The sequence below is a fragment of the Succinivibrio dextrinosolvens genome, from assembly GCF_900116345.1.
GTDB classification, from domain to species: Bacteria; Pseudomonadota; Gammaproteobacteria; order Enterobacterales; family Succinivibrionaceae; genus Succinivibrio; species Succinivibrio dextrinosolvens_B.
Genome location: NZ_FPAH01000018.1, coordinates 15,311 through 40,464, shown reverse-complemented (window position 1 = coordinate 40,464; position 25,154 = coordinate 15,311). Strand labels below are relative to the sequence as shown.

Annotated in this window: 21 protein-coding genes; 14 read left to right on the top strand and 7 right to left on the bottom strand. The window is 40.9% G+C overall.

The features are described 5' to 3' along the window. Positions 1–5 precede the first annotated feature (5 nt). The 5 genes from BM308_RS07270 to BM308_RS07250 form a co-directional block, all read right to left on the bottom strand. On the bottom strand, positions 6–1,292 hold the full coding sequence (locus BM308_RS07270) for a TRAP transporter large permease (RefSeq protein WP_074944102.1): 1,287 nt from the start codon (positions 1,290–1,292) through the stop codon (positions 6–8). Between the two features lie 2 nt (positions 1,293–1,294). Beyond that, positions 1,295–1,807, bottom strand: coding sequence for a TRAP transporter small permease (locus BM308_RS07265; protein WP_074944101.1), 513 nt, complete (start codon positions 1,805–1,807; stop codon positions 1,295–1,297). Between the two features lie 65 nt (positions 1,808–1,872). Beyond that, positions 1,873–2,883 carry a C4-dicarboxylate TRAP transporter substrate-binding protein gene (locus BM308_RS07260; RefSeq protein WP_074944099.1) on the bottom strand — a complete coding sequence of 337 codons (1,011 nt, stop codon included), beginning with the start codon at positions 2,881–2,883 and terminating at the stop codon, positions 1,873–1,875. A 242-nt stretch (positions 2,884–3,125) separates the two neighbouring features. Next, positions 3,126–4,982, bottom strand: a complete 1,857-nt coding sequence (locus BM308_RS07255) for a sigma 54-interacting transcriptional regulator (RefSeq protein WP_074944098.1) — start codon at positions 4,980–4,982, stop codon at positions 3,126–3,128. An 11-nt stretch (positions 4,983–4,993) separates the two neighbouring features. Continuing rightward, positions 4,994–6,754 (bottom strand): AAA family ATPase, encoded by a 1,761-nt coding sequence (locus BM308_RS07250; RefSeq protein ID WP_074944096.1) that lies wholly within the window; start codon positions 6,752–6,754, stop codon positions 4,994–4,996. A 444-nt stretch (positions 6,755–7,198) separates the two neighbouring features. Here BM308_RS07250 and BM308_RS07240 point away from each other — a divergent pair, with 444 nt between their 5' ends. Beyond that, entirely contained in the window at positions 7,199–7,756 is a 558-nt protein-coding gene (locus BM308_RS07240; RefSeq protein ID WP_074944093.1) for a hypothetical protein, read from the top strand. 391 nt (positions 7,757–8,147) lie between these two features. Here BM308_RS07240 and BM308_RS07235 read toward each other — a convergent pair whose 3' ends face one another. Beyond that, positions 8,148–8,450, bottom strand: a complete 303-nt coding sequence (locus tag BM308_RS07235; protein WP_074944092.1) for a hypothetical protein — start codon at positions 8,448–8,450, stop codon at positions 8,148–8,150. 268 nt (positions 8,451–8,718) lie between these two features. Between BM308_RS07235 and BM308_RS07230 the strand changes: the two genes are divergently transcribed. From BM308_RS07230 to rpsI, 12 genes are all read left to right on the top strand, one after another. Next, a complete protein-coding gene (locus BM308_RS07230) occupies positions 8,719–10,599 on the top strand; it encodes a sigma 54-interacting transcriptional regulator (protein ID WP_074944091.1) in 1,881 nt (626 codons plus the stop codon). Between the two features lie 512 nt (positions 10,600–11,111). Then, positions 11,112–12,068: a sugar kinase gene (locus BM308_RS07225; protein ID WP_074944089.1), complete on the top strand. Its 957-nt coding sequence runs from the start codon at positions 11,112–11,114 to the stop codon at positions 12,066–12,068. A gap of 10 nt (positions 12,069–12,078) precedes the next feature. Next, a complete protein-coding gene (eda, locus tag BM308_RS07220; protein ID WP_074944088.1) occupies positions 12,079–12,720 on the top strand; it encodes a bifunctional 4-hydroxy-2-oxoglutarate aldolase/2-dehydro-3-deoxy-phosphogluconate aldolase in 642 nt (213 codons plus the stop codon). A gap of 97 nt (positions 12,721–12,817) precedes the next feature. After that, positions 12,818–13,816, top strand: coding sequence for a TRAP transporter substrate-binding protein (locus tag BM308_RS07215; protein WP_074944086.1), 999 nt, complete (start codon positions 12,818–12,820; stop codon positions 13,814–13,816). 20 nt (positions 13,817–13,836) lie between these two features. Beyond that, positions 13,837–14,346: a TRAP transporter small permease gene (locus BM308_RS07210; protein WP_074944085.1), complete on the top strand. Its 510-nt coding sequence runs from the start codon at positions 13,837–13,839 to the stop codon at positions 14,344–14,346. Between the two features lie 69 nt (positions 14,347–14,415). Continuing rightward, the gene (locus BM308_RS07205) at positions 14,416–15,762 is read left to right on the top strand and encodes a TRAP transporter large permease (protein WP_074944083.1); all 1,347 of its coding nucleotides are present in this window, start codon (positions 14,416–14,418) and stop codon (positions 15,760–15,762) included. An 83-nt stretch (positions 15,763–15,845) separates the two neighbouring features. Then, the gene (gene uxaC / locus BM308_RS07200) at positions 15,846–17,255 is read left to right on the top strand and encodes a glucuronate isomerase (protein WP_074944082.1); all 1,410 of its coding nucleotides are present in this window, start codon (positions 15,846–15,848) and stop codon (positions 17,253–17,255) included. A 99-nt stretch (positions 17,256–17,354) separates the two neighbouring features. Continuing rightward, positions 17,355–18,476 carry a mannonate dehydratase gene (locus BM308_RS07195; RefSeq protein ID WP_218152541.1) on the top strand — a complete coding sequence of 374 codons (1,122 nt, stop codon included), beginning with the start codon at positions 17,355–17,357 and terminating at the stop codon, positions 18,474–18,476. Between the two features lie 70 nt (positions 18,477–18,546). Then, on the top strand, positions 18,547–20,160 hold the full coding sequence (locus BM308_RS07190; protein WP_074944080.1) for a mannitol dehydrogenase family protein: 1,614 nt from the start codon (positions 18,547–18,549) through the stop codon (positions 20,158–20,160). A 311-nt stretch (positions 20,161–20,471) separates the two neighbouring features. Further along, positions 20,472–20,678 (top strand): hypothetical protein, encoded by a 207-nt coding sequence (locus BM308_RS07185; protein ID WP_074944079.1) that lies wholly within the window; start codon positions 20,472–20,474, stop codon positions 20,676–20,678. Between the two features lie 351 nt (positions 20,679–21,029). Continuing rightward, the gene (gene rplM / locus BM308_RS07180; protein WP_074944077.1) at positions 21,030–21,458 is read left to right on the top strand and encodes a 50S ribosomal protein L13; all 429 of its coding nucleotides are present in this window, start codon (positions 21,030–21,032) and stop codon (positions 21,456–21,458) included. Between the two features lie 12 nt (positions 21,459–21,470). After that, positions 21,471–21,863, top strand: a complete 393-nt coding sequence (gene rpsI / locus BM308_RS07175; RefSeq protein ID WP_074944076.1) for a 30S ribosomal protein S9 — start codon at positions 21,471–21,473, stop codon at positions 21,861–21,863. Positions 21,864–22,155: 292 nt separating this feature from the next. Here the strand turns inward: rpsI and BM308_RS07170 are convergent, their stop codons facing one another. Beyond that, entirely contained in the window at positions 22,156–23,769 is a 1,614-nt protein-coding gene (locus tag BM308_RS07170) for a methyl-accepting chemotaxis protein (RefSeq protein ID WP_074944074.1), read from the bottom strand. 296 nt (positions 23,770–24,065) lie between these two features. On the opposite strand from BM308_RS07170, the gene BM308_RS07165 reads away from it, so the two are divergent. Next, positions 24,066–25,151, top strand: coding sequence for an ABC transporter substrate-binding protein (locus BM308_RS07165; protein WP_074944073.1), 1,086 nt, complete (start codon positions 24,066–24,068; stop codon positions 25,149–25,151). Positions 25,152–25,154 lie beyond the last annotated feature (3 nt).

Below are 25,154 nucleotides of genomic sequence, written 5' to 3'. Positions count from 1 at the left end.
CATACTTAGTAAATCAGGTTAACCAGGGCGGTACTGAAGCTTGGAACGAAGGTTAAAAGCAGCAGACAGCCTAACAGTAGAATGTAGAATGGTATTGCCTCTTTAATGAAGCGACCCATTGGACACTTGGTAATCGAACAGGTAACAAACATCAGCGTTCCCATTGGAGGGGAGATGGCACCTAGAGCGAAGTTGAAGATAACCACCATTGCAAAGTGGATCTCATCGATACCGAAGTGCTTGGCCAAAGGAGCCAGCAGTGGTACCAGAATAATCATGGCGGCGTTGCCTTCGATGAACATGCCGATGATTAGAAGGAACAGGTTTACACACAGAAGGAAGATTACAGGATTATTAAGATGCTCAATGAAGAGTCCTGTAAAGTACTGTGGAACCTTCTCCTTGGTTAAAGCCCAGGCAAAGGCAGAGGCTGCAGCAATAATCAGCATGATGGCGGAGGAGGTCAGCACGGTCTCCTTCATACCGCGGATAACATCCTTTAAAGTCATTTCACGGTAGATGAAACCTAAAAACAGGGAGTAGACGATAGCTACAGAGCCGGCTTCAGTTGGAGTAAAGGCTCCGATACGGATACCGCCGATAATGATTACAGGCAGACACAGAGGCAGGAAGGCTCCGCGGAAGGTTTTCCAGACTCTTGAAGCTGAAGTGTCAACCTTTATGGTGCTTCTATAGCCGCGCTTGTAGGAGACAAGGGCTACAAGAATCATCAGGGTTATACAGAGAATTACACCAGGACCGATACCTGCGACGAAGAGCTTTCCGATTGAAACGTTGGCAATTGAGCCGTAGATAATCATTGCAATTCCAGGAGGAATCAGCGGAGTGATAATAGCTGAGGTTGCAACCAGAACAGAGCCGAAGGCCTTTGAAAAGCCTCTTTTCTCCATTTCTGGCACCAGCATTTTAGCTTCCATAGCAGCATCTGCAAGGTTTGAACCGGACAGACCTCCCATAAGAGTTGCCACCAGCACGGTAACATGACCGATACCGCCAATGATATTGCCTACAACCGCTTCACAGAAATCCACGATTCTCTTGGTTACACCGGTGTAGTTCATGAACACGCCGGCACATACGAAGAAAGGTATGGCTAAAAGCGGAATTGACTGAGAGCCTGCCAGAACACGCTGAGCCAGAATAACAGAGTTAATCTCAGTGTGAAGTGCAAAATAGGTGGCGGCTGCTCCAAGAATTGAAATAAAAACCGGAACCTTTAAAAACAGAAATACTAAAAGCAGAACTGAGGACAGACCGATAGAAAAATCCATGATTATTTCTCCTCCTCAGAATCGTCTGAGATGTGTTTCTCATCCTTGGAATCTTCCTTTTTCATAAAGAAGGTTGCATAGGTCAGAGATACCATCATCAGCACACAGCATACTGGTATAATACCGTTTATAAAATAGAAAGGTACATGCAGGATAGAGGTTGATTTACCTATCTTCATCATCAGTTTGATGATGTCACAGCCTAGGTATCCTAAATAACCCAGTACCACCATACAGATGACGTAATCCATTTTCTCAATGAACTTCTGGATTTTTTGAGGAAATAGACTGACCACCATTTCAACTGCCACGTGACTTCCGTGTCTGAAGGCAGCACCTGCACCCAGGAAGGTCATCCACAGAAAGCACCACAGCTGAACCTCTTCAGCCCAGATGATAGGCTTGCCTACAAAGTAGCGCATAATCACTCCGCCGAAGGTTACACAGACCAGAACGGTCAGAGCTATGGCTGCTAGGAGCAGATCTATATTAACGATGAAATTTGATTTTTTCATAATTATCTGAAATATAATGAATTTTTGATACAGGCAGGACCGCCTTACGACGGTCCTGCAAAAAGCTACTGCATAGCTTTCTTTACAGTGTCATATAGACCAGGAGTCCAGTCTTTGAAGTCTGGAAGAGAGTAGAACTTCTTTGAGGTATCAATTAAGGACTGCTTGAACTCAGGAGAAGGCTCAACCACAGTTACACCTTCAGCTTTGAATTTAGCAAGAATGTCTGCCTCTGAATCATCAACAATCTTGTTCTGATACATAGCAGCTTCATGGCAGGTTTCAACCAGAAGCTTCTGCTGCTCAGGAGTTAGAGAATTGTAGAAATCAGTACCTACAACGATGTTGGTGATGTTGAAGACGTGACCGTCTAAGAGCAGATATTTAGCAACCTCATGGAATTTGCCGTTGTATAGAACTGCTAGTGGGTTCTCAACACCGTCAATGGTTCCCTGCTGCAGAGAGGTGTAAACTTCACCTAAAGCCATTGGGGTAGGAGTTGCACCTAAAACCTCAAAGCCCTTAACCTGGATGTTGTTTGTTGGAACACGGATCTTCATGCCCTTGAAATCTTCAACCTTGTTAACTGGCTTGGTGGTCAGAGTATGACGTGCACCGTACTTCCAGTCGGTACCGATGATCTTGAGGTGAGCTTTCTCTTCTACAAGCTTTGCCTGATCCTGATACCACTGGCTGCTGTTTAGCTTGAAGGCCTCATCCCAGGTATTGAAAAGGAATGGTCCGAAAACGATACCCAGATCTTTTACACCGCGATCATAGAAGAAGGCGCCGTCGGTCAGAGTACATACAGGTTCGCCTGCAACCATCTGATCCATTACGTCATCCTTTGAGCCTAGCTGTGATGATGGGTAAAGCTCAATCTTGAACTTGCCGCCTGAGCGCTCCTCAATAATCTCTTTCCACTTCTGACAACCTAAATCGAAAGGCTCGCCAGGATTGTTTGCATATCCTACACGCAGTACAACGGTATCATCTGCCTGAGCTGCTGATGCACCGATAGTCATTACAGCAGCAAGACATGCTGCCAGGGTAGCTTTGGTTAGAATGTTTTTCATATCTTTGTTCCTTATGTTCACAAATTGTATTTTTGTTTCAACAAACATTTTGAGGTGTTGTTATGAACGAATACCAATATAGCAACGATTGTGCCAACTGAAGAAAATGCCGTAATGAAGGGAAATACAGTTTTGTATGTTTCAAAATCGAACAGAAATGACTAAACAGATGTTTTATGATGTTTAAAAATAAAACATCTGTTTTTGAAAAAGATCACAAAAGTTAAGATTAACGAGAAAAGTTAAGAAGTCTCATCAAGCTCTTTGATTTTTCTCCACAGCGTTGAACGGGAGATGCCGGCAAGCTTTGCTACCTCGGAGTTGGAATGGCGGGAGATCATGTATTTATAGTACTGTCGTTCAAGCTCCTTAAGAGTTAAATCATCCCTGAAGACAGCATCTTCGGTAGAATGTCTGGTATTTATAGCCATGCTGTTTCTGTAGAGGATCTTCTCAACATTCTGTTTTCTGATGTCACTGCCATAGAAGGATAAGGCCTCAGCCACATTACGAAGCTCTCTTACGTTACCAGGCCAGCTGTAGTTTAGGAGAATGTCACGAACCTCATTATCAACAAAGATGTCATCTACTTTCTTTTTGCAGAAGCCTGCGATAAAGGATTTAAACAGCAGGATAATATCATCGCCTCTCTCACGAAGAGGAGGAATGGATAGACTCAGTACATTCAGCCGATAGTAGAGATCGTATCTGAATTTACCTTCTTCGCATAAGGTCATGATTTCTTTATTTGAGGCGCAGATGATGCGGATATCCAGAGGAATGATCTTGTCATCACCGATACGCATGATTTCACGTTCCTGAATTACACGCAGGAACTGACTCTGAACCTCAAGCGGGATTTCAGTAATCTCATCTAAAAAGATAGTTCCTCCCTGTGCCATTTCAAAGAGTCCTTTTTTACCGTTGCGTCTTGCTCCGGTAAAAGCTCCTTCCACATAACCGAAGAGTTCTGAGGCTACCAGTCCCTGAGGCAGGGAGGCACAGTTTACAGATACAAAAGGCTTTTTGGCACGAGGGGAGTAGTTATGAATACTCTGGGCAAAACCTTCCTTGCCGGCACCGGTTTCACCGAAGATCATGATGGTGGAATCTGAATTGGCAAAGCTCTTGGCCAAAGATACCGTGTCCTCCATGGAAGGGCAGGAGTAGATTATGTCCTTGAAGTTATGACGGGCGTAAAGACCCTTTTCATAGGAGGAGAGTTTGATGGTTTTTACAGTCTCCTCAATGGCGGTACTATCCTGCAGGATCACCACCTTATCTTCAAGTGAATCGTGGGCCAGGGGAATTACTCGGATCAGGACCTTGTTCTGATTTAAAGAGATAACCCTGGCCTGCTCGGAGGTGGACTTAATCTCTGTTTCCAGCACTCTGTACCAGTTATCAAGAGGCTCCGGTCTCATGACTCTGCAGGCATAGCCGTTGTAGAGAATTGGCTTATTCTCGGCATCAAAGATGATTACACCTTCTTCGATGTTGTTTAAAAGCGACTCCAGACGGTCGATGGTCCTTTCCTGATTATCAAGATTTCTCTCAAGCTCCAGTGCCTGCAGAATACCTTTTTTTACTGAATAGAAATCAACTTCTACAGGGGAGATTTCTACTGCATGCTGTCTTGCGGTCTCAATGGCAACCACACAGCCGACAATACCGTCAGCACCGTTTCTGACACAGGTATTTACGGTGTTCATAATCTCTTCGGCATTTGAGCAGGGATGCAGTTCCACCTCTATACCGTTAATCGAGAATTCTGCCGGGGTAGGGCCGATAACATTGTCCTGACTGACCACTGCGATCTTTGTACAGCCTTTGGCTATAAGTTCATTTAGAGATTTCTGAATATCAAAGAAGGATGCGGTAAGATCAACTACGGTAAGTCCCTTGATACCCTTTAAATAATTGGCGGTACCGCCGCGGCTTATGACAATATGGCAGGAAGGGTATTTTCTGAGAGCTTCAATAGCATTGTAATCGTAGGCTTCAATTACAGGAATATTAAGTTTCAACTGTGAAATGGCACTCTGTGCCAGTGCCGTCATATGAGCGTTTGGGGCGATAAATACTATTGAATCTTTCATTAGTGGTTACTTTAATCTATCTTCTGACACAATCTGCACTCGGAGCCGACAAAGACGATGGCATAGCAGTCAAGAGGATGATTACCGACTTTTTCCTTGAGCACAGCACCTTCACGGTATCTTTCGATTTTCTCTCTAGCCTCAGCAAGTTTTGCGTCTACTGCTGCTTCGCTGTCATCCTTTTTATGCAGATATTTAAGTTCAAGCAGGAAATAGTGTCCGTTAGGATAGGTATTCTTAACGAATATATCGGCAAAGCCTTTTCCTGTATAAAACTCAGTGTAGGAAGTAAGTTTTCTATAAATGCTGTTGTTAATGATACTGTCACATATCAGCTGCAGTGACATCTCTGTGAATTTTCCCAAATACTGAGGATTAAGCTTGGTCTCTATCTGTTCTGTTATTATCTTTAAAAGAGGAGTTATATCAGCAGACTCTTCAAACATAGGCGATAAATCTTTGTAGGCATCTGCACTGTAGTCTATAGACATGCGGCAGTAGTCTAAAAACAGATTCTCATAGACTCTATTTGGAATAACAAAGCTGGTTATCCCCTTTTTCTGGGAAGTTTCTGTATCAATTGTCAGATAGCCTAAATGATAAAGCAGAGATATCATCTGAGCTTTATCAAAATAATTGGTACTGTTCAGATTCATCTTGTCAGGGAGTTCGGAGGCAATTGGTTTTTTATTAAACATTGCCTGAACTATTTCCTCTCTAACATTATCCTCACAGAGATTCAGCATTCCTCTCAGCTTGCCTGCATCATCATTTAGGGATATTTTATTCGGATAAGGAAGTTCCCTTTCTGAAATCACACTCTCAAGATAGGCAAGACAGAGATTGGAATTAAACATTTTATCCTTTGCTTTCTTCTCAAAAGCATAACCGTCAAAGTTTTCTTCCATAATCTGCATTATCTGCTCTTTGGTTATATCAGGAAACTTTGTAAAATCCAAAGTATCATTAATAACCTCTGAAAGCTCATCATGAGTAAAACCAATCATTTCATGAAAATCAGGTTTTAAGCTGATGTTAGTTGCGATATTAAAGCCAGAGGTTACTGAATCTAGAGAAACTGATGAAACACCGGTGATAAAGAATCTGTCGATTCCTCCTGTGCGATTGCCACGATAATAGGCTTTAAGCTGGGCATAAAACTGTTTTATAAGTCCTTCATGACCTTCAGCCGTTGAAGTTATATCCTTAAAAGCTTCTTTGTCTCTGGTCAGAATTTCATTGGCAAAGTGATCATATTCATCAATGATGACATAAAGATATTCACCAGCACCGACATTACCTGAAAATTTTGTCAGAAATTTAGTCAGAAGCTCAGTAGCATTTTTATACAGAGAAGGTTCAAGTTCTTCTCTTGCTAGGCTCTGCTCTGGATACTTATCAGTAAAGTTGGAAATGCTGGCAGCAACTGAGAATATGAAACTTCTGTTAACCTGTGCAGGGTCGGAGGAAACATTTGAAAAATCAAAATGAATGACATAGTAGGAACTGGCAAGAGGAGTTCTGTGATCATAAATCCAGGTGCCTTTGAAATTCTTTTCAAACTGATTTTTTTCAGAAATATCATAGTAGCTGTGAAGCATACTTGCAGTAAGGCTTTTGCCAAAGCGTCGAGGTCGCAGGAACACAGGGACCTTTGTTCCTGCGCTGTTCTCTAAATAATCAATAAATCTGGTTTTATCAACATAAATGGAGTTACTTTCTCTAATCTCAGATAAAGTGCTCATGCCCACTATGATCTTTTTCTTTGCCATTGCTGTTCCTTATACATTTCCAATTCAAATTATATAGGAACTTTACAGGATCAATAAACCTGATTATTTTCATTTTGCAAAGACAGGCCTTGAAAAACTAAATTTTACGCGTAGTTGAAAGATTTCTAAATTTACTAAACATTCAACATGCTTGAAAGACTTCATGCAATCTTTTTTCTGAATTTTTTTTATGTGAAGATACTCCCATTTGTTCTTTTTAATACTCTGTTTTTTAAAGGATTGTGTGGTATATGTGTAGGGTAAAAATAAGCTTGAAAAACGTGATATTTATCCCAGCTTTTATTAAAAGAAATGTGTCGCTAAAAGTAGGCGCAACATTTATGAATTTTTGTATTATACTTAAGTCAAAGGTTAAGAAAAGGAATCTGAATTTTACAAAAGCTCTGCTTCATATAAAAGATTTTCATTTAAGAGGTAACGATTATGTCAGTATCAGGAATTACAACTAACGGTATTAACTATATCAAGGGCACCGAGTTAGAAGGCATGTCAGTTCAGATGATGGCTGCTATAGTTATGCTTGAGGTTGGTGAAACCAAGAAGCATGAAGCTGAGATGAAAATTGGAGAGATGAAGGCTCAGAACGACAAGGCCAAAAAGCTTAATAAGCTTATAGATCGTATGAATCAAGAACTAGGTGCAATAACCAAAGATGAAACTAAAGATAAGAATGCGAGAGGTAAAATATTAAATAAATATTACAATGAAGCAAAGAAGCTTGGTGTTGATGTTTCAAACTGGGGTATAACAAGGTACAAGAAAAATGGTAAACCATGGTCGAAATGGCAAGGTAAGACCGCTGAACAGTGTCGTGCTATCACTTCTACAATTCAGCACATGGCAGAAAACTGCAATTCCGACAACCAGACTCAGATGGTTAAGTTGCAGGATTTCATGGGCCAGTATAACAGTTTTGTAAGCGGTGCAAGTGATATGATCAAGACAGCAAATCAGGTTCTTCAGGGACTTGCAAAGAGCTAAAGATTATATCTCTATGACAAAAGTATGTCTGTCAAGTAAGTTTGGCAGGCATAAAGAATATATCAAATAGCTCTTACAGTGAATTATGTTGAGAATTAAATCGAGATACGTTCAATTTTCAATCGGAGAGCCTATTTAGTTTTTTTACAAAAAGCTCTTAATTTGTATTTAACAAAAAAGTATATCTTTCTGATTATATTACCTTTGTTGTTAATTAGTATTTACAAAAAATATCTGTTTTGCATTAAATTAAACTCGGATCTTCTATTGATAATAAACGGATCAGAAATGTAATTCCCTACAAATTACTAAAGAATAACAAAAAACTTCCACGTTCTCGTTAGAAAAATAATCGCCTCTCCTTTCTGGTAAATTTTTTATTCTTTCATTCTTACAACTCTTCTTGAGATTTAAGTTTTACTCTCACGTCAATATCAATTTCATCTGCGGAACTTGTTATATTAGAAACTCCGTCCAAGAGCCCTTCTGGATATTCAGTGGCTGAGAATTGATAATAATGCTCTCGTCCACATTTTGGACAACAATTAACTAATTTATAGGTGACTGTAACAGCATCCCCTTGCTCTCTTTCCTCTCCTTCAACACCATTTTCTTCTAGATTATCTTCAGTAAAGGTTATTTTAGATTTGCAATTAGGGCAAACGATTGTCGGCATTTTAGTAATTTTAAACATTATGTTGTCTCCTGATTACTCGGTAACTATTTGATTATTAAAATTTACTATTGTTCATAGCTAAATATAGTTTAACTTTTTATATAATTCTGGGGGAAAACAAAAATTCTATGACTCGTCTTAAATTTTTATAGATAATCTTCAGATAACTTTCGACATACGTTTAATTCCGATCTGTACCTCATACTTAATTCCCCGATTCTCTTCTGATAAAATATTCCCGCCAGAAAAAATAATAAAATTTAAAATACATAAGGGGACTTCAGCCATGAAGGATTCTATAGTTTTTTTCGCTCCAAATTCGCGAATTGCCGCTCTTGCCTCAAATGCCATTTCCCAGATGAAGCTCTCTATTCCTGTAGAGCAGGCGATTGACTATGAGGCGGTTGAACTTCTGCACAAGTATCCTTCATGTAAGATTGCCATAAGCAGAAGCGGTACAGCTGATCTGCTTCGCGGGGTCAAAGGCATATCTGTAGTTGATATAACCGCTTCCTATTATGAAATCCAGAAAGGTATAAGTACTCTTGTTGATAAGAACTGCAAGAATATCAGTGTGATAAGTCAGCATAATTTTATTGGCTTAACTCAGGCTGAGTTCAATATTGGCGATGTAAAGGTAACACTTAATCCCTGCAAGAATACGGAAGATATAATTTCAACCGTTGAGCGTCGAGCTGCAAGCGGATCTGACGGAGTACTTGGATGTGTTCTGGCAATTGAAACTGCTAAATCTCATAATCTGACAGTTGAACCTTTAGAGTCAGATTTCTTTTCTGTAAAAAAAGTAATCCTGCAGGCACTGGAAATGCTCGAATACCTGAATATCAGTCAGAAGAATTTCGAGTGTATGGAATCGGTGCTGGATAACATTGATGAAGGTGTTATTTTCTTTGATTCTGATAATAAGCCCGCAATCTACAATGAATGTGCCTTTAAGCTGATGCGACCTGAGCCTAGGGAGCAGTGGTTTCACAAACTTGAAGAACATATGGTTAGGGCAAACAGTGTTCCAAGAGTAGTTAACCTCAATCAGAACAAAGTTCTGTTCCGTAATATTCCTCTGTCTGGAAATAAATTCATTTCAGGAAACCGTCCGAGCAGTAATGTTGTAATTATGCAGGACAGTACTGCAATTGAAGAGTCGGCAAAGAATATTAAGATTTCCACCTACGAAAAAGGTCTTTTTGCACGTCGTTCCTTTAAGGATATAAGATTTGAGTCCCTGGTAATGGAAGATGCAGTCGCTCTGGCTAAGCGATTTTCCAATTCAGATTCCACGGTTATGCTCTTTGGTGAGACCGGTGCAGGTAAAGAAGGTTTTGCCCAGAGTATTCATAATAATTCTCCCCGCTCTAAAAAGCCTTTTGTTTCTGTTAACTGTGCATCGCTTCCACAGGGACTGGTTGCCTCCGAACTGTTTGGTTATGCCGAAGGTGCTTTTACTGGTGCCCGCAGTTCAGGCAAGAAAGGTCTGTTTGAGATGGCTCAGGGAGGAACCATATTCCTCGATGAGATAACAGAAATTCCTCTTGAGGTTCAAAGTCAGTTCCTGCGTGTTATTCAGGAGCGAGAGGTTATGCGTATCGGTGATGACAGAATTATTCCTCTGGATATTCGCATTATCTGTGCCTCTAACAAAAAGATCCTGCCTTTGTGTGAAAAAGGTCTGTTCAGATATGATCTTTATTACAGACTTAATGTTCTGCAGCTGACAATTCCGCCTTTAAGGGAGCGCGGTAAAGATGTTCTGGTTCTATTCAGAGCCTTTATGGCAGAATTTCTTCATAAAAATGAAGAGGATATTGAATTTGACAACAGCATAAAATCAATTCTTTTAGGTTATTCATGGCCCGGAAATGTGCGTGAGCTTCGAAATTTTGCTGAGGCTTTATCTTTTTATGGAGAAGAAATAAAAAGTTCTAATGTCTTAAGTATTTTAAATCATGATAAAGAAGTTATTTCTTCCGATTCTGGAAATGAACAGCATTCTCTGAATTTTAAAGATAACATGCCTCTATCTGAGATCGAGAAAGAATATTATCGTTATATGCTCGAACGCCATTCTAATGCTGAAGTTGCAAAACTTGCCGGAATATCAAGGACATCTCTGTGGAGAAAACTTAAAGCATTAGGCTTAAGTGATTAACAATCATGGATGTATGTTACTTTTGTATAATTGTGATATATATCATATCAATAAGTTTCAATCTGAAACGTAATGTAACACATTATATTATTCAAAATGTTTCAGTTTTTAACGCTAAATAAAAATATAACTAAATATCAATTAGATAACTTTTTGGCATAATCGTTGCTTTTATATAGAGATAACAATTATTTATAAAAAATTTTTGAACTTAAACACATGTAAGTGAGTAGAGCAACAATGAATACAACAATCCACACAACATCAGAAGACTTCAAATCAAAAATCCCTCTATTCCTTTTCCGAATAAAGCTCAAACAGGCTAAAAAACTCCTGATGTATATGTATTCATTCTTCAGAATTTGATTTTCTGGATTTCATATACTCAATCACAAAGAATATCCGGCTTTATATTCTAAAAAATCTTTTTAAAGCCAATCTGGATCAGTCAATTAACTGAAATACATAAGACGTCTGTCTTTATGTTTCATTAAAGGGAATAGGAGAAAAAAATGTCTAAAGGGTTGCTGCTTGTGGGAGAGCCAATGGGGCTCCTAATTGCAAAGCAGGAAGGCGCACTGGAAACTGTAAAGGATTATTCAATGGCAGTTGCTGGCGCTGAATTCAATGTCGCAACCGGAATTTCAAGACTTGGACATAAGGTTTCCTACCTGACCAAGCTGGGAGATGATCCATTTGGAAAGCTTATTGAATCAACTCTGAGAAATAACGGCATTGGTTCTGGACTTGTAAGTTATTCATCCCAGTACCGTACCGGTTTCATGTTAAAGGGAAAGGTTTCAAAAGGGGACCCTCAGATTTTCTATTTTCGTGCAGGTTCTGCCGCATCTACTCTCTCAGAGCGCGATGTAGAAAAAATTGATTTTACAGAGTTCTCTCACATACACCTTACAGGTATTGCTCCTGCTCTTTCAGAGTCAACCCTGAAGGCTGTATACAAAATGATTGAACTTGGACGCAAGGCTGGTCTTTATATTTCCTTTGATCCAAATCTAAGACCTCAGCTATGGTCAAGTTCTGAGCAGATGGTTAAAACCTTGAATGATCTGGCCTCAAAAGCTGATCTGGTAATGCCTGGGGATGGTGAAGGAGAGATTTTATGCGGTTCTTCAGAGCCTGAGAAGATAGCATCTTTCTATCAGAATCTTGGAGCTAAAAGCGTAATTGTAAAGTGCGGACCTAAAGGTGCCTATTACGCTACCCCTGATAAGAGAGGTAAGGTTGCAGGTTTTATCATCGATAAGGTTGTGGATACTGTAGGTGCCGGCGATGGTTTTGCTGCCGGAGTTCTGTCAGGACTTATGGAAGGACTTTCCCTTGAAAATGCTGTTGAGCGCGGCTGTGCTATCGGTGCCATCCAGTGTACCTTCAGCGGAGATAATGAAGGTCTGCCAACACCTGAACAGCTTGAGGACTTTATGTCTTCCCACAAACGCAGAGATTTCTAGGAGATTATAGATGAAATTTAAAGTGTTAAGCGAGATTGAGACAGTAGGTATTGTGCCACTGGTGGTACTTGAGGATGCTGCTAAGGCTGCACCTTTAGCTAAGGCTTTATGTGATGGCGGAATTCCGGTTGCCGAGGTTACCTTCCGTACTGCTGCCGCAGCAAAGGCCATCAGAAATATGGCAGATACCTGTCCTGACATGCTGGTTGGTTCCGGTACTGTACACAATGTAGATCAGGCCTGGGCAACCCTGGATAACGGCGGTAAGTTTGTAATTACTCCAGGCTTTAATCCAAAGGTTGTTGACTGGTGCTTAAAGCACAATCTTGCAATCTGTCCTGGCACTGTTTCTCCATCTGATCTGGAGCAGGCTTTAGATTTCGGTCTTGAGGTGGTTAAGTTCTTCCCAGCAGCAGCCTATGGAGGAACCAAGACCTTAAAGGCACTGGCAGGTCCATATGCTGCAATCAAGTTTGTGCCTACCGGCGGAGTTAATTTAGATAACCTCTCAGAGTATCTGGCCCTTAAGAATGTAGCCGCTGTAGGCGGAAGTTTCGTTCCTGATCCTAAGCAGGTTAAGTCCGAAGATTATGCCGGTATCAGTGCAGCCTGCAGAGAGATCCTCAAGAAGGTTAAGGCTATAAGAGCCTAAGGTTTCTGGGAAGAGAATATATTTTCAAATCCCTATTCAAGCAACTTTTTATATTTATAACTTTTACTAAAAACAAACTAATCGTAAGGAGATTATTATGAGTATTAAGAAAATTCTTGGCACCGCTTTAGCTGTTGCTTCTATTTTAGGCTTTGCTGCATCAGCAGAGGCCAAGACCACTGTCCGTATTTCCCACACCCAGATTGAGTCACATCCAGATCATATCGGATTTGTCGCTTTCAAGAACTATGTTGAGAGCAAGGCTGGCGATAAGTACGACGTAAAAATTTTCCCTAACAGTTCACTAGGTGCTAATGAGAAGGTCTTAGAGCTGGTTAAAATGAACTCAGTTCAGTTCCTTTCCGTATCAACAGCAAATATTGAATCTTTCAACAAAAAATATGCAGTATTCTCTGTTCCTTTCCTCTTTACCTCAGAAGATACCTTTGAAAAGTTCGTTACCAACCCTGAAGTTTTGGCTGAATTAGGTTCAGATGCTCAGAAGGATGGTTTCAGACCATTAGGTGCATTTACTGCTGGTACTCGTAATTTCTACTCAAAGACTCCAATCAACACAGTTGCCGATCTGCAGGGCAAGAAGTTCCGCGTTCAGGCTGGTCCTACCAACGTTAAGATGATGGAAGCATTTGGTGCTGCAGCTACCCCAATGAGCTTCGGTGAGGTTTATTCAGCTCTGCAGCAGGGTGTTATTGACGGTGCAGAGAACAATGAGCTGGCTCTAACCGATCAGAAGCACGGTGAGGTATGTAAGTACTTCTCATATGATGGTCACCAGATGTGTCCTGATCTGATTGTTGCCTCAGAGAAGTTCCTTTCAAAGTTAAGTGCAGAGGATCGTCAGCTCTTCGAGGATGCTGCCAAGGAAGCTCAGAAGGTTGAGTTCGAGGCCTGGCACAAGAGAATTGCTGAGGCTAAGGAACAGGCTAAGAAGATGGGCGTAACCTTCATTGATGTTGATGCCAACGAATTCCGTGAGAAGGTTTTACCTCTACACCAGCAGCTTCTAGAAGAAAACCCTGCAATGAAGGCTATGTACGAGAAAGCTTCAGCTTTTAACGCAGAAAACAATAAATAACTCATAAAACGGAGCGATAAATGCAAAGCCTAAGACAAATTCTGGACAAAGTACTGATCTGCATATGCGTTGTTCTTTTTATCGAGATGACCATTGTTGGTACTTACCAGATTGTAACCCGTTACTTCTTTAATTCCCCAAGCACAATCTCTGAGGAAATAGTAACCTACAGTTTCACCTGGCTATCTATTCTGGGTGCAGCTAGTGTCTTCGGCAAGAGAGGTCATCTGAGCATGACTTTCTTCTCTGCCAAATTTACAGGCAGAAAAAAGGCCTATCTGGACATTTTTTCTGAACTTTGTGTAATGCTTACCGCAGTTTCGCTTCTGATCTATGGTGGTTACATCATGTCTACTGAGAACTTCTCCCAGGAAACCGCTTCACTGGGTATCAGTATGGGATTCATGTATGCAGTGCTCCCAATTGCGGGGGTAATTATCTGCCTATATGGCATCCTGAATCTTTCAGACATATTCAAGGCATTATCCTCTCCTGACATTGACAGCTATGGTGTCAGCGCTGAGTCATAATTTGATGATTTAACCACGATTCTTATGAACAGAGGGGAGGAACTCTCCCCTCAATTAAGGAAGACAGATATGACTGTTATTGTAAGTGTTCTTTTGGCTGTCTGCCTCATCGGTCTGCTGATCCTGGGAACTCCAATCTGCATTGCAATTGCAATTTCATCAATTGTTGCTGGTGGTGTAGCCCTCGACTTTGACATGATGCTGCAGACAGGTGCACAGCGTACCTTCACCGGTATTTCTGTATTTACTCTGATTGCTATTCCATTCTTTATTCTGGCTGGCGATATCATGAATCAGGGCGGAATTGCTCTGCGTCTTATGAACTTTGCACGTCTTCTGGTAGGCAGACTACCTGGCTGCTATGCCCATACCAATGCTATGGCCAACATGATGTTCGGTTCTATCTCCGGTTCTGGTGTAGCTGCTGCTTCTGCCATGGGCTCAATTGTTGGTCCTATTGCAGAGAAGGAAGGCTATGAGCGCGATTACATGGCAACTGTAAATATTGCCACAGCTCCTACCGGACTTCTGATTCCTCCTAGCAATGTTTTGATTACCTATGCTCTGGTCTCTGGCGGTACTTCTGTTGCAGCTTTATTTATTGCAGGTTATATCCCAGGAATTCTATGGGGCCTGGTCTGCATGATTCTTGCCGGTTTCCTGGCTCACAGCAGAGGCTACAAGAAGGATTCTCAGAAAATCACTCTTCCAATTGCCATGAAGATTACCTTTGATGCTCTGCCATCACTGTTACTGATTGTTCTTGTAATCGGCGGTATTGTTGCAGGTGCATTCACCGCAACTGAAGGTGCTATTGTTGCAGTTGTTTATTCACTGATTCTGTCCATGTGCTACCGCACCATCACTCTTAAGAAGCTGCTTAATATTTATGCAAATTCAGTACAGATGACAGGTATCATCATTCTTCTGATTGGTGTTTCCTCAATCATGTCATGGGTAATTTCTTTTGTTAGTATCCCTGAAGCTGTAGGCGAGCTTTTAAGAGGAATTTCAGAAAGCAAGATTGTGATTATGCTGATCATCAATATTGTGCTGCTGTTTGTCGGTACCTTCCTGGATACTACTCCTGCAGTTCTGATCTTTACACCAATCTTCCTGCCAATTGCAACATCATGCGGTATTTCACCAGTTGAGTTCGGTATCATCATTACCTTCAACCTATGCATTGGTCTGATTACGCCTCCTGTAGGCAATATCCTGTTTGTAGGTGTTAAGGTTGGCAAGACCTCAATTGAAAGGGTTATCAAGCCACTATTGCCATATTATGCGCTGATCTTCATGGTCCTGATGATGATCACATATCTGCCATTCCTATCAAGCTATCTTGCATACCTTGCAGGTTACCCGGAAGCTTTAGGTCCTGTTTCAAAAGATATGCTTGGACTGGCGCCGTAACGATCTGATTTCTTTTGTCTGATCCGCATCTATCTGCGGGTCAAGAACCGGTTTACATCAAATTTATTAAGTGAGATTTAAAAATGAAAAAGTTTTTAGATAAGGATTTTATGCTCGAAAACGACACTGCATGCAGACTTTATCATGAACATGCTGCAAAAATGCCTATCATTGATTATCACTGCCATATCAACCCTCAGCAGATTGCTGAAAACTACAAGTTCAGAAACATCACTGATGCCTGGCTATCAGGTGATCACTACAAATGGCGTGTGATGAGATCAAACGGTTATCCTGAGAGCCAGATTACAGGCTCTGAAAGCTCAGACTATGAGAAGTTTGAGGCCTTTGCTAAATCTCTTCCTCGGGCATTTGCCAACCCTATGTATCACTGGACTCATCTTGAGCTTCAGAGATATTTTGATATTACCAAGCCATTAAATGAACACTCCTGCAAGGAAATCTGGGAAAAGTGCAATGAAAAGCTTGCCTCAGATGACTTCAGAGTTCGTGACATTATCCGCAAGTCTAATGTTAAGTGTATCTGTACTACCGATGATCCTGGTGATTCTCTTGAGTGGCATAAGAAACTGGCTGCTGATAGTACCTCTCCTTGCAAGGTTTTACCTGCATGGCGCCCAGATAAGGCAATGAAGATTGAGAAGCCTGAATTTGCATCATACGTTGAGCATATTTCAAAGTTAACCGGCAGGAAGATTGATTCCTGCAAGGATTTCTTTGCTGCAATCGATGAGAGAATGAAGTTTTTCAATGACATGGGCTGTCGTGCTGCAGACCACGGTATTGATTATGCCTACTGCAAGGTTGTCTCTGACAGTGATCTGGAAAGAATTTATGAAAAAGGTCTTGCCAATGAGGCATTAACTGCAGAGGAGATTGAAGCTTATAAGTCAATGATTCTGCTTCATCTGGCTCAGGGCTATACCAAGTATGGCTGGGTAATGCAGATTCACTTTGGCGCAATTCGCGATCCAAACACAAAGATGTTTAAGCTTCTAGGCTCAGACACCGGTTTTGACTACATGGGCAACCGTCCTTGCGCAGAAGCTATCGGTCAGCTTATGAATGAGCTTAATGAGAGAAATGCTCTGCCTAAGACTATCTGGTATTCGTTAAATCCAGCCGATAACGGTCCTATTGCTACTGCCATTGGTGCTTTCCAGGGCCCAGAGGCAAAGGGCAAGATTCAGCAGGGTGCTGCATGGTGGTTCAATGATTCATATCAGGGAATGGTTGATCAGATGACCTCTTTTGCAAGTCTTTCCGTATTAGGTAATTTCCTTGGAATGCTTACTGATTCCCGTTCATTCCTGTCTTATACCAGACATGAATACTTCCGTCGCATTATGTGCAACTTTATCGGCACCTATGTGGAAAAGGGTATGTATCCTGAGGATATGAATTTCCTAGGTCAGATGGTTGAGGATATTTCCTTTAACAATACCAACCGTTATTTCGGTTTTAACGTCTGATTTTAAAACAAAAAGCTATTCCTCATTCAATATTAAATACAGAGGAATAGCTCTTTTTCAGCATTAGATTCATCAATTAGTTACTGGAGTCTGTCAATTATGATGCACATGTCATTTCGCTGGTATGGACCTGAACAGGATCCAATTTCACTAGAGAAGATTCGTCAGATCGGAGGAATGGAAGGCGTCATTACCGCACTTCATGAGATTCCTGCCGGTGAAGTATGGTCTGAAGAAAAGGTTTTAGAGCGTAAACTCTTTGTAGAGAAGGCTGGCTTAAAGCTGATGGGCATTGAGAGTATCAATGTTCATGAGGATATTAAATATGGAGCTAACACTCGTGACAAGTATATTGAAAACTATATCAAATCACTTGAGGCTGTTGGTAAATGCGGCATACATCTTGTCTGTTATAACTTTATGCCTGTTTTTGACTGGACTAGAACTGATCTGGCTCAGCCTCTGGAAGATGGCTCAACAGCTCTGGGCTATAACGGAAAAATCTGCGAAGGATTAAGTGCCGAGGAGATGTTTGATTACATTGTAAATAATTCCAATGGCTTTGAAATGCCTGGCTGGGAGCTGAACCGCAGAAGCGAGATTACAGCTGAAATCAAGAAGTTTGAGGGAATGACTGCAGATGAGCTGCGTGCAAACTTCAAGTATTTCCTGGATGCAATCATGCCAACCTGTGAGAAATACAATATTAAGATGGGCGTGCATCCTGACGATCCTGCCTATGACTTGTTCGGTCTGCCTCGTATCTGCAAGTGCGAGGAGGATCTGGTAAAGATTGCCAGAATGAACAGCTCTCCATACAACGGTTTTACTCTATGTACCGGTTCTTTGGGCAGTAATCCTGCCAATGACATCCCTAAGATTATCCGTAATAAGGAAATCAGCTCAAGAATTCACTTTGCTCATGTCCGCAATGTAAAACACACCGGTGATCATCAGTTCCACGAGAGTTCTCATGTATCACGTGAGGGATCACTTGATATGTATGAAATTATGAAGGCTCTGGTTGAAGTCGGCTTTAACGGCGTTGTACGTCCTGATCACGGCCGAGAGATCTGGGGCGAGAAGGCACGTCCTGGCTATGGCTTATATGACAGAGCTTTGGGCGCAACCTATCTGCAGGGACTTGAAGAGGCTATCCGTAAAGATAAGGGGATGAAATACCCTGACAACATCAATTCAACCGAACAGTCTCTAATCTGATAATAATTTTTCTGTATGCAGCTATGAAATATAGAACGGTTAATATAACGAATAAGGATTACTTTTTAATATGAAAGTTACACTAAAAGGAATAGAACAGGATAAGAGCGCTTTTGAAAAAGCTTCAATCGCACTTCCTGAGTATTCTGTTTTTGATGTTAAAAAGAAAGCTCTTGAACATCCAATCTGGCTTCACATGGGAGCAGGTAATATCTACCATGCTTTTATCGCGTCTGTTCAGCAGGAGCTTTTGAATAAGAATCTCACTGACAGGGGAATCGTTACCTTATCAACAAGAAGCGGTGAGACTCGAGAGAAGATTGAAGGTCCTCATGATAATCTGGTTCTCAGTGTAACTCTACTTCCTGATTCCTCAACTTCTATGCAGATTATTGCCTCAACTGTGGATGATCTTCTGTTAAATGGAGAAGATTCATCCGATGAGTTCCGCGCTAAAGAGATGTTCAGGGATAAGTCTCTGCAGCTTATGTCCTTCACCATCACCGAAAAAGGATATTCTCTGAAAGGAATTGACGGGGCCTTTACTTCTTTGGCCTTAGAAGATTTCAAAAATGGTCCGGCAAAGGCCAGACATGGAATGTCCATAACCTGTGCTCTGTTATATGAGCGTTATCTTGCAGGTCAGTATCCTATTTCACTTGTCTCCATGGATAACTGTTCAAACAATGGCACTATTCTTCAGCGCTCCGTTGTAACCATTGCTGAGAAATGGGTTGAAAACGGCTTCTGCGAAAAGGGATTTCTGGATTATCTGAAGAACGAATCTGTTGTGGCATTCCCTTGTTCCATGATTGATAAGATTACGCCAAGACCTGATCCTGAAATTGAAAAGATGCTGAAGGATTTAGGTGTTGAAGACATGGAGAGCATTAAAACCTCAAAGGGTACCTTTATTGCTCCATTTGTTAATGCTGAAAAACCTCAGTATCTGGTTATTGAAGACAGATTCCCTAACGGAAGACCCCCTCTGGAGAAGGCCGGGGTACTGTTCACCAATAAGAAAGGTGTTGAGCTTTGCGAACGCATGAAGGTTACAACCTGTCTGAATCCTCTGCACACTGCACTGGCTGTTTATGGCTGTGTGCTGGGATACAAAAAGATTGCAGATGAAATGAATGATAGAGAACTGGTTTCATTAGTAAAGAAACTAGGCTATGACGAAGGTCTTAAGGTTGTCGAAGATCCAAAGATTCTGAATCCTGAAGACTTCTTATCCGAAGTAATCGAACAGCGTCTTGTAAATCGAGCTCTGCCTGATACTCCTCAGCGCATTGCCACAGATACCTCTCAGAAGGTTCCTGTTCGTTTTGGTGAGACCCTGAAGAGTTATAAACGTCTTGGACTTGATACCTCAAAGCTTATTGCACTTCCTTTGGCCATAGCAGGCTGGCTTCGTTATCTTTTAGGTGTGGATGATGAAGGCAGGGAGTTTAATCTTTCAGATGATCCTCAGCTTGAAACTCTTAAGCATTATCTTGAAGGTATAACCCTGGGAACTTCCGCTGATATCAGTTCAAAGCTGCGACCAATTCTTTCTAATAATGTGCTTTTTGGAGTTGATCTCTATGCAGCTGGAGTAGGGGAGAGAATTGAGACTCTATTTAGTGAGGAGATATCCTCTATAGGAGCTGTTCGTAAGACCTTAAAGAAGTATCTGTCTTAGCTTTTCAGAATATAAAGATCCTTATGTTATCCTAACTTAGTGTAGCTCTCTTTCTTTTGGGAAAAGGAAAGAGAGATTTTTTTCACGAAATTGAGAGTATATTTTTCTCTTTGATTTAATGACTCTGAAGGAAATGACTTAGATATATGATTTTTTTTGATCAGAAACAAAAAAATCATTTTTTTTAAGAAGAATTTTTGCGTTTTTTGAGAGAAAACAGAGTTATTTTTAGAAAAAAATAAGATCATACTCAAAAAAAGGACATCAGATAAAAATAACAGTCCAGATAAAAAACAAACAAGGAGTGATCAATGCCAGCCTCTGAAAAGAATAGAGCCAGCGAAACTACGGAACATGTTTCAATAACCAAAAAGATTCCATTACGGGTAATATGGTTATGTGAGTTGGCTTTTTTAATTGTACTGTGGAAATTTGCTACAGATGCGGGATATTTTCTTCCTATTTTCATCATTACCGTGATGGGAATATTTCTGTACCAGTACAACAGAATCAAATAGCTTATCCAAAATTTTTGAATGTCAGAATTGCCTGTATAACGTATTATGCGCCAGTGTTTCGAAAAGCTACGTTACAGTTTTAAGTTGATTACCTGTGTAATATACTGATTATTAACGGTTTTTCTGGCAGAATCAGAGTCTCCAAAAAATAAGCAAAAACATATCAAAATTTATTTGATAATTACCCCTTTTTTGTTTAAAATATGCCATTGCCCCTCTAACCGAGGAACCGGTTTCCCACCCGTGTTACTTGGTGCAGACTAAGAAATTAGCCTGTTTGGAAAGAGAGCAGATAAGTATTTATCTGTAAGGTTTAAAAGGAAATTATTCCTTATAAAAAAGGGTTTTTTAATGAAAACTTTCGTTGCAACACCATCAACTATTAAGCGTGATTGGTTAGTTATTGATGCTGAGGGTCAGACTTTAGGTCGCCTAGCTTCTGAGATTGCTATTCGCCTACGCGGTAAGCACAAGCCAGAGTACACTCCATTCTTAGATACCGGTGATTATGTTATCGTAATCAACGCTTCTAAGGTTAAGGTTACTGGTAATAAGGCTACTGACAAGATGTATTATCACCACACTGGTTTCCCAGGTGGAATCAAGTCAGAGTCTTTCGAGAAGCTTTTAGCACGTAAGCCAGAAGATGTTATCGAGACTGCAGTTCGCGGTATGCTTCCAAAGGGACCACTAGGTCGTGCTATGTTCCGTAAGCTAAAGGTATATGCTGGTGAGTCACATAATCATGCTGCTCAACAGCCTCAGGTTATCAAGTTATAGGAGCACTAGCAAATGGCAGCAAATCAGTATTATGGTACCGGTCGTCGTAAGGACTCAACCGCACGTGTATTCCTAACTCAGGGTACCGGTAAGTTAGAGATCAACGGCAAGACTTTAGAGCAGTATTTCGGTCGTCCAACTTCTCGTATGGTTGTTTCACAGCCTCTAGAGCTATTAGAGTTAACTGACAAGGTTGATTTATACATCACTGTAAGAGGTGGTGGTATCACTGGTCAGGCTGGTGCAATCCGTCACGGTATTACTCGTGCTTTAATTCAGTACGACGAGTCATTCCGCCCTGCATTACGTAAGGCTGGCTTCGTAACTCGTGATGCACGTTCTGTTGAGCGTAAGAAGGTTGGTCTTCACAAGGCTCGTAAACGTCCACAGTACTCAAAGCGTTAATACGTTTTCGAAATTCAAAAACCTCTGCTTCGTCAGAGGTTTTTTTATAACTGTTCACTTTGTAGTAGTCAAGAAAAGTAGACATGAAAAAAACTTTTTATTGCATTTCTTTTTCAAAAGTGGATACGCCTTCTGAAGCTGTGTGTTTGCGCCTTTTCTGAACAAACTTTGGTTCCTCCGTCAGGATTCTTTTTTCAAAAGTGTTTTTGTACCTAGAAAGCGAAATCTTAACGGAATCCTCAGACACAAAAAAGGCCCATCCGTAGATGAGCCCTAGGAGAAGAGAACTCTGTTATACCTTCAGATCGCGTACCTGAAGAACAAGATTATGCAGTTCGTCAACGGACTTGGTAACATTCTCCTGTGCTTCCTGAACCTTAGCTGCCAGACTCTGAGCTGAAGCTGTAATATCCTGCATATTAGTAGAGATTTCAGCTGTAGCTGTAGTCTGCTGTTCTGCAGCGGTTGCAATCTGGGTAATCTGGCCGTTAACGTCAGATACCTGAGCGGATACATTGTTAAGCAGATCTGATACCGCACCAGTTCTTGTTGCCAATGTATTCATGTTTTCCAGTGATGCGATCATAGATTCATTAGCGGTATTGGCGTCATTCTGAATCTGACCGACCATCTTGATAATTTCCTGAGTAGAACTACCGGTACGTGATGCAAGAGAACGAACTTCATCTGCTACTACTGCGAATCCCTTACCGGCTTCACCTGCACGTGCAGCCTCAATTGCAGCATTAAGAGCAAGCAGGTTGGTCTGAGAAGCAATGTCCTCAATGGTCTGAACGATGGTACCAATCTTCTGGGACTGATCTACCAGAGCCTTTACATGCTCAGCATCAGCACGGCTTCTTTCAACCTGTTCATGGATTGCATTAATTGTTGATTCAACCTCGGATACACCCTGATTGGTGGTCTGATTCGAAGTATTTGCAGAAGCAGCAGCGCTTTCACAGTTCTTTGCAATATCACCGGTGGTTGACACCATCTCATCAGATGCTGCTGCCACGGTTAATGCTCTGTTCTGAGTACTTTGAGCACTTTCATTGATTTCTGCTGTAATGTTGTTGATAATATTCATGTTGTTTTCAACATCCTCAGCAGCCTGTTTGATGGTACCAACAAGTCCCTGCCACTTTGAACGCATTGACTCAAGTCTGCGCAGCAATACACCGAACTCATCAGAAGTGGTAGGTCTGAATTCATGTGTAAGGTCACCAGAAGCCATCACATCTGCACCCTGCATTGCAGTTTTCAGAGCCTTTGTAATTGAGCTTGAAAGAGCCAGTGCAATGATAATTGCAATACCGATAGCACAGCAGGCAGTAACCAGAATGATGATGATAGGGGTAGTACTTGCAATGGATTCAACAGAGTGCTTTGCAAGTTCAATCTGCTTGGTTGAAATCTTGTCAGCATTCTGAGTTACTCTGTCAAAGTTAGGAGCAAGGTACTGGTCGTAGATATCTCTAACTTTTTCTTCATCTTTTGCTTTTAATCCTGCAAGAAAATCTCCAGTAGAATGTTCAATATAAATCTTTGAACCTTCTTTCATATTGGCTGTAGCAGCAGGATCACTCTGGCCTTTAAGCACAGATGTAACATCTATAAGTCTTTGTGCCGCAGCTTTAATCTGCTCGTCATGAACAGCAGGATCGTAGGAATTTACATCCTTCTGCAGAGCAAAACTGATTGCATCTGCTGCAATCATGGCTTTACTTACATTATGGGTTCTCGCATGGCGAGTACCTAGAATATCATCAACCTCAACAATGACGTTGTTTGTAGCAAACAACTGTCTTAGAGATATAACCGAAATTAAGATTGTAAATACAATAATTATTGCAAAAGCCAGCAGCAGCTTGGCCTTTACACTTAATTTACTCAGCATATTCATATTGATTATCCTAACGTTAACTATCTTATAGGTCAAAGAAAAGCCTGATAAGATTCAATACCACTTCATAGATAATTATGTGTGATAATCAAAATAATTCCTTAAATTTCATATTATTTTTTGTGTTTTGTTACAAAAGTCATATAAAAAATGAGATTTGAGCCAAAATTTAGGTCAGATATTTTTGCTTAAAAATACTGTTTGTGACCTGCCTGCAAGTTTCTTTTTATACATTAACCCTTTATATACTAAACTTACTTTTTAGAAGCTCTAAATTTTGAATCAGAGGCGAGGGCATGATGTTATCTAGATTTATAAAATGTCTGGCTATATCTTTTTTACTGTGCTGTTTTTCTGTACAGGCAGAGGATTCCTTAAGAAAACTTAAGGTGTCGCTGCTGCTTGAGCATGAGGCTTTTCTGGTATGGTACGGAATTGAAAAAGGCTGGGATAAGGAATTAGGTCTTGATATTGATCTGAGTATTAAGAATGTCGCCGGAATTGATCTTTTAAATGACAAAAAGGTAAACAAAGGCGCATGGGAATTGGCAGGCGTTGGCTGTGTTCCTGCGGTTATTGGCAGCAAGGGGCTTGATATAACCTATATAGGTCTTGGTAATAATGAATCCACCTCCACAGAAATCATGGTAAGGCCTGACAGTGATATCTTAAAGGTAAAAGGCGCTAATCCTGATTATCCTGAGGTTTATGGCTCAAAGGAAACCATTAAGAACAAGACTATCTTTATTCGTAAACTGACCTCTGCTTCCTATATTCTCTCAAACTGGCTCGATCTGTTCGGTCTCTCCTATACGGATGTAAAGGTTGTAGACGGTAAGCTTTCTGATTTTGTTAATTACATGAATAAAGGTAACGGAGATGCCATGATTCTATGGGCTCCTCATACCTTTGAGGCTCAGGCTAACGGCTATAAGTCTGCTGCTTCTGCAGAACAGGTGGATGCCATGGTTCCGTTGTTCTTTATCGCCTGTTCTGAATTTGCCAACAAGAATCCTCAGACTCTGGCTAGATTCCTGGTTATGTACGATAAAGCTGTAAAGATTCAGAAGGAAGACCCTAAATCCCTGGTTGCAGCTTATAAGGCATTTCTGAAACTTTATTCCGGTATGGATTACTCTGATGAGTTCTGTCTTTACGATCTCAAATCTCACCCTGTATACTCCATTGATGAGCAGCTGAAACTTTTCAACAGTGAAAGAAACAATCTGAGTGCAGTTGAAAAGATGGAAAGACATCTTATCAGCAGAATTGAGATGATTACCATGCAGCCGGATATAGAGTATGAACCGGAGGAGTATAAACATAATCCATCAGATTTATTCCTGAAGATTGCCAAGAGGCTCTCAGAGGAGAAGAAATAGCAG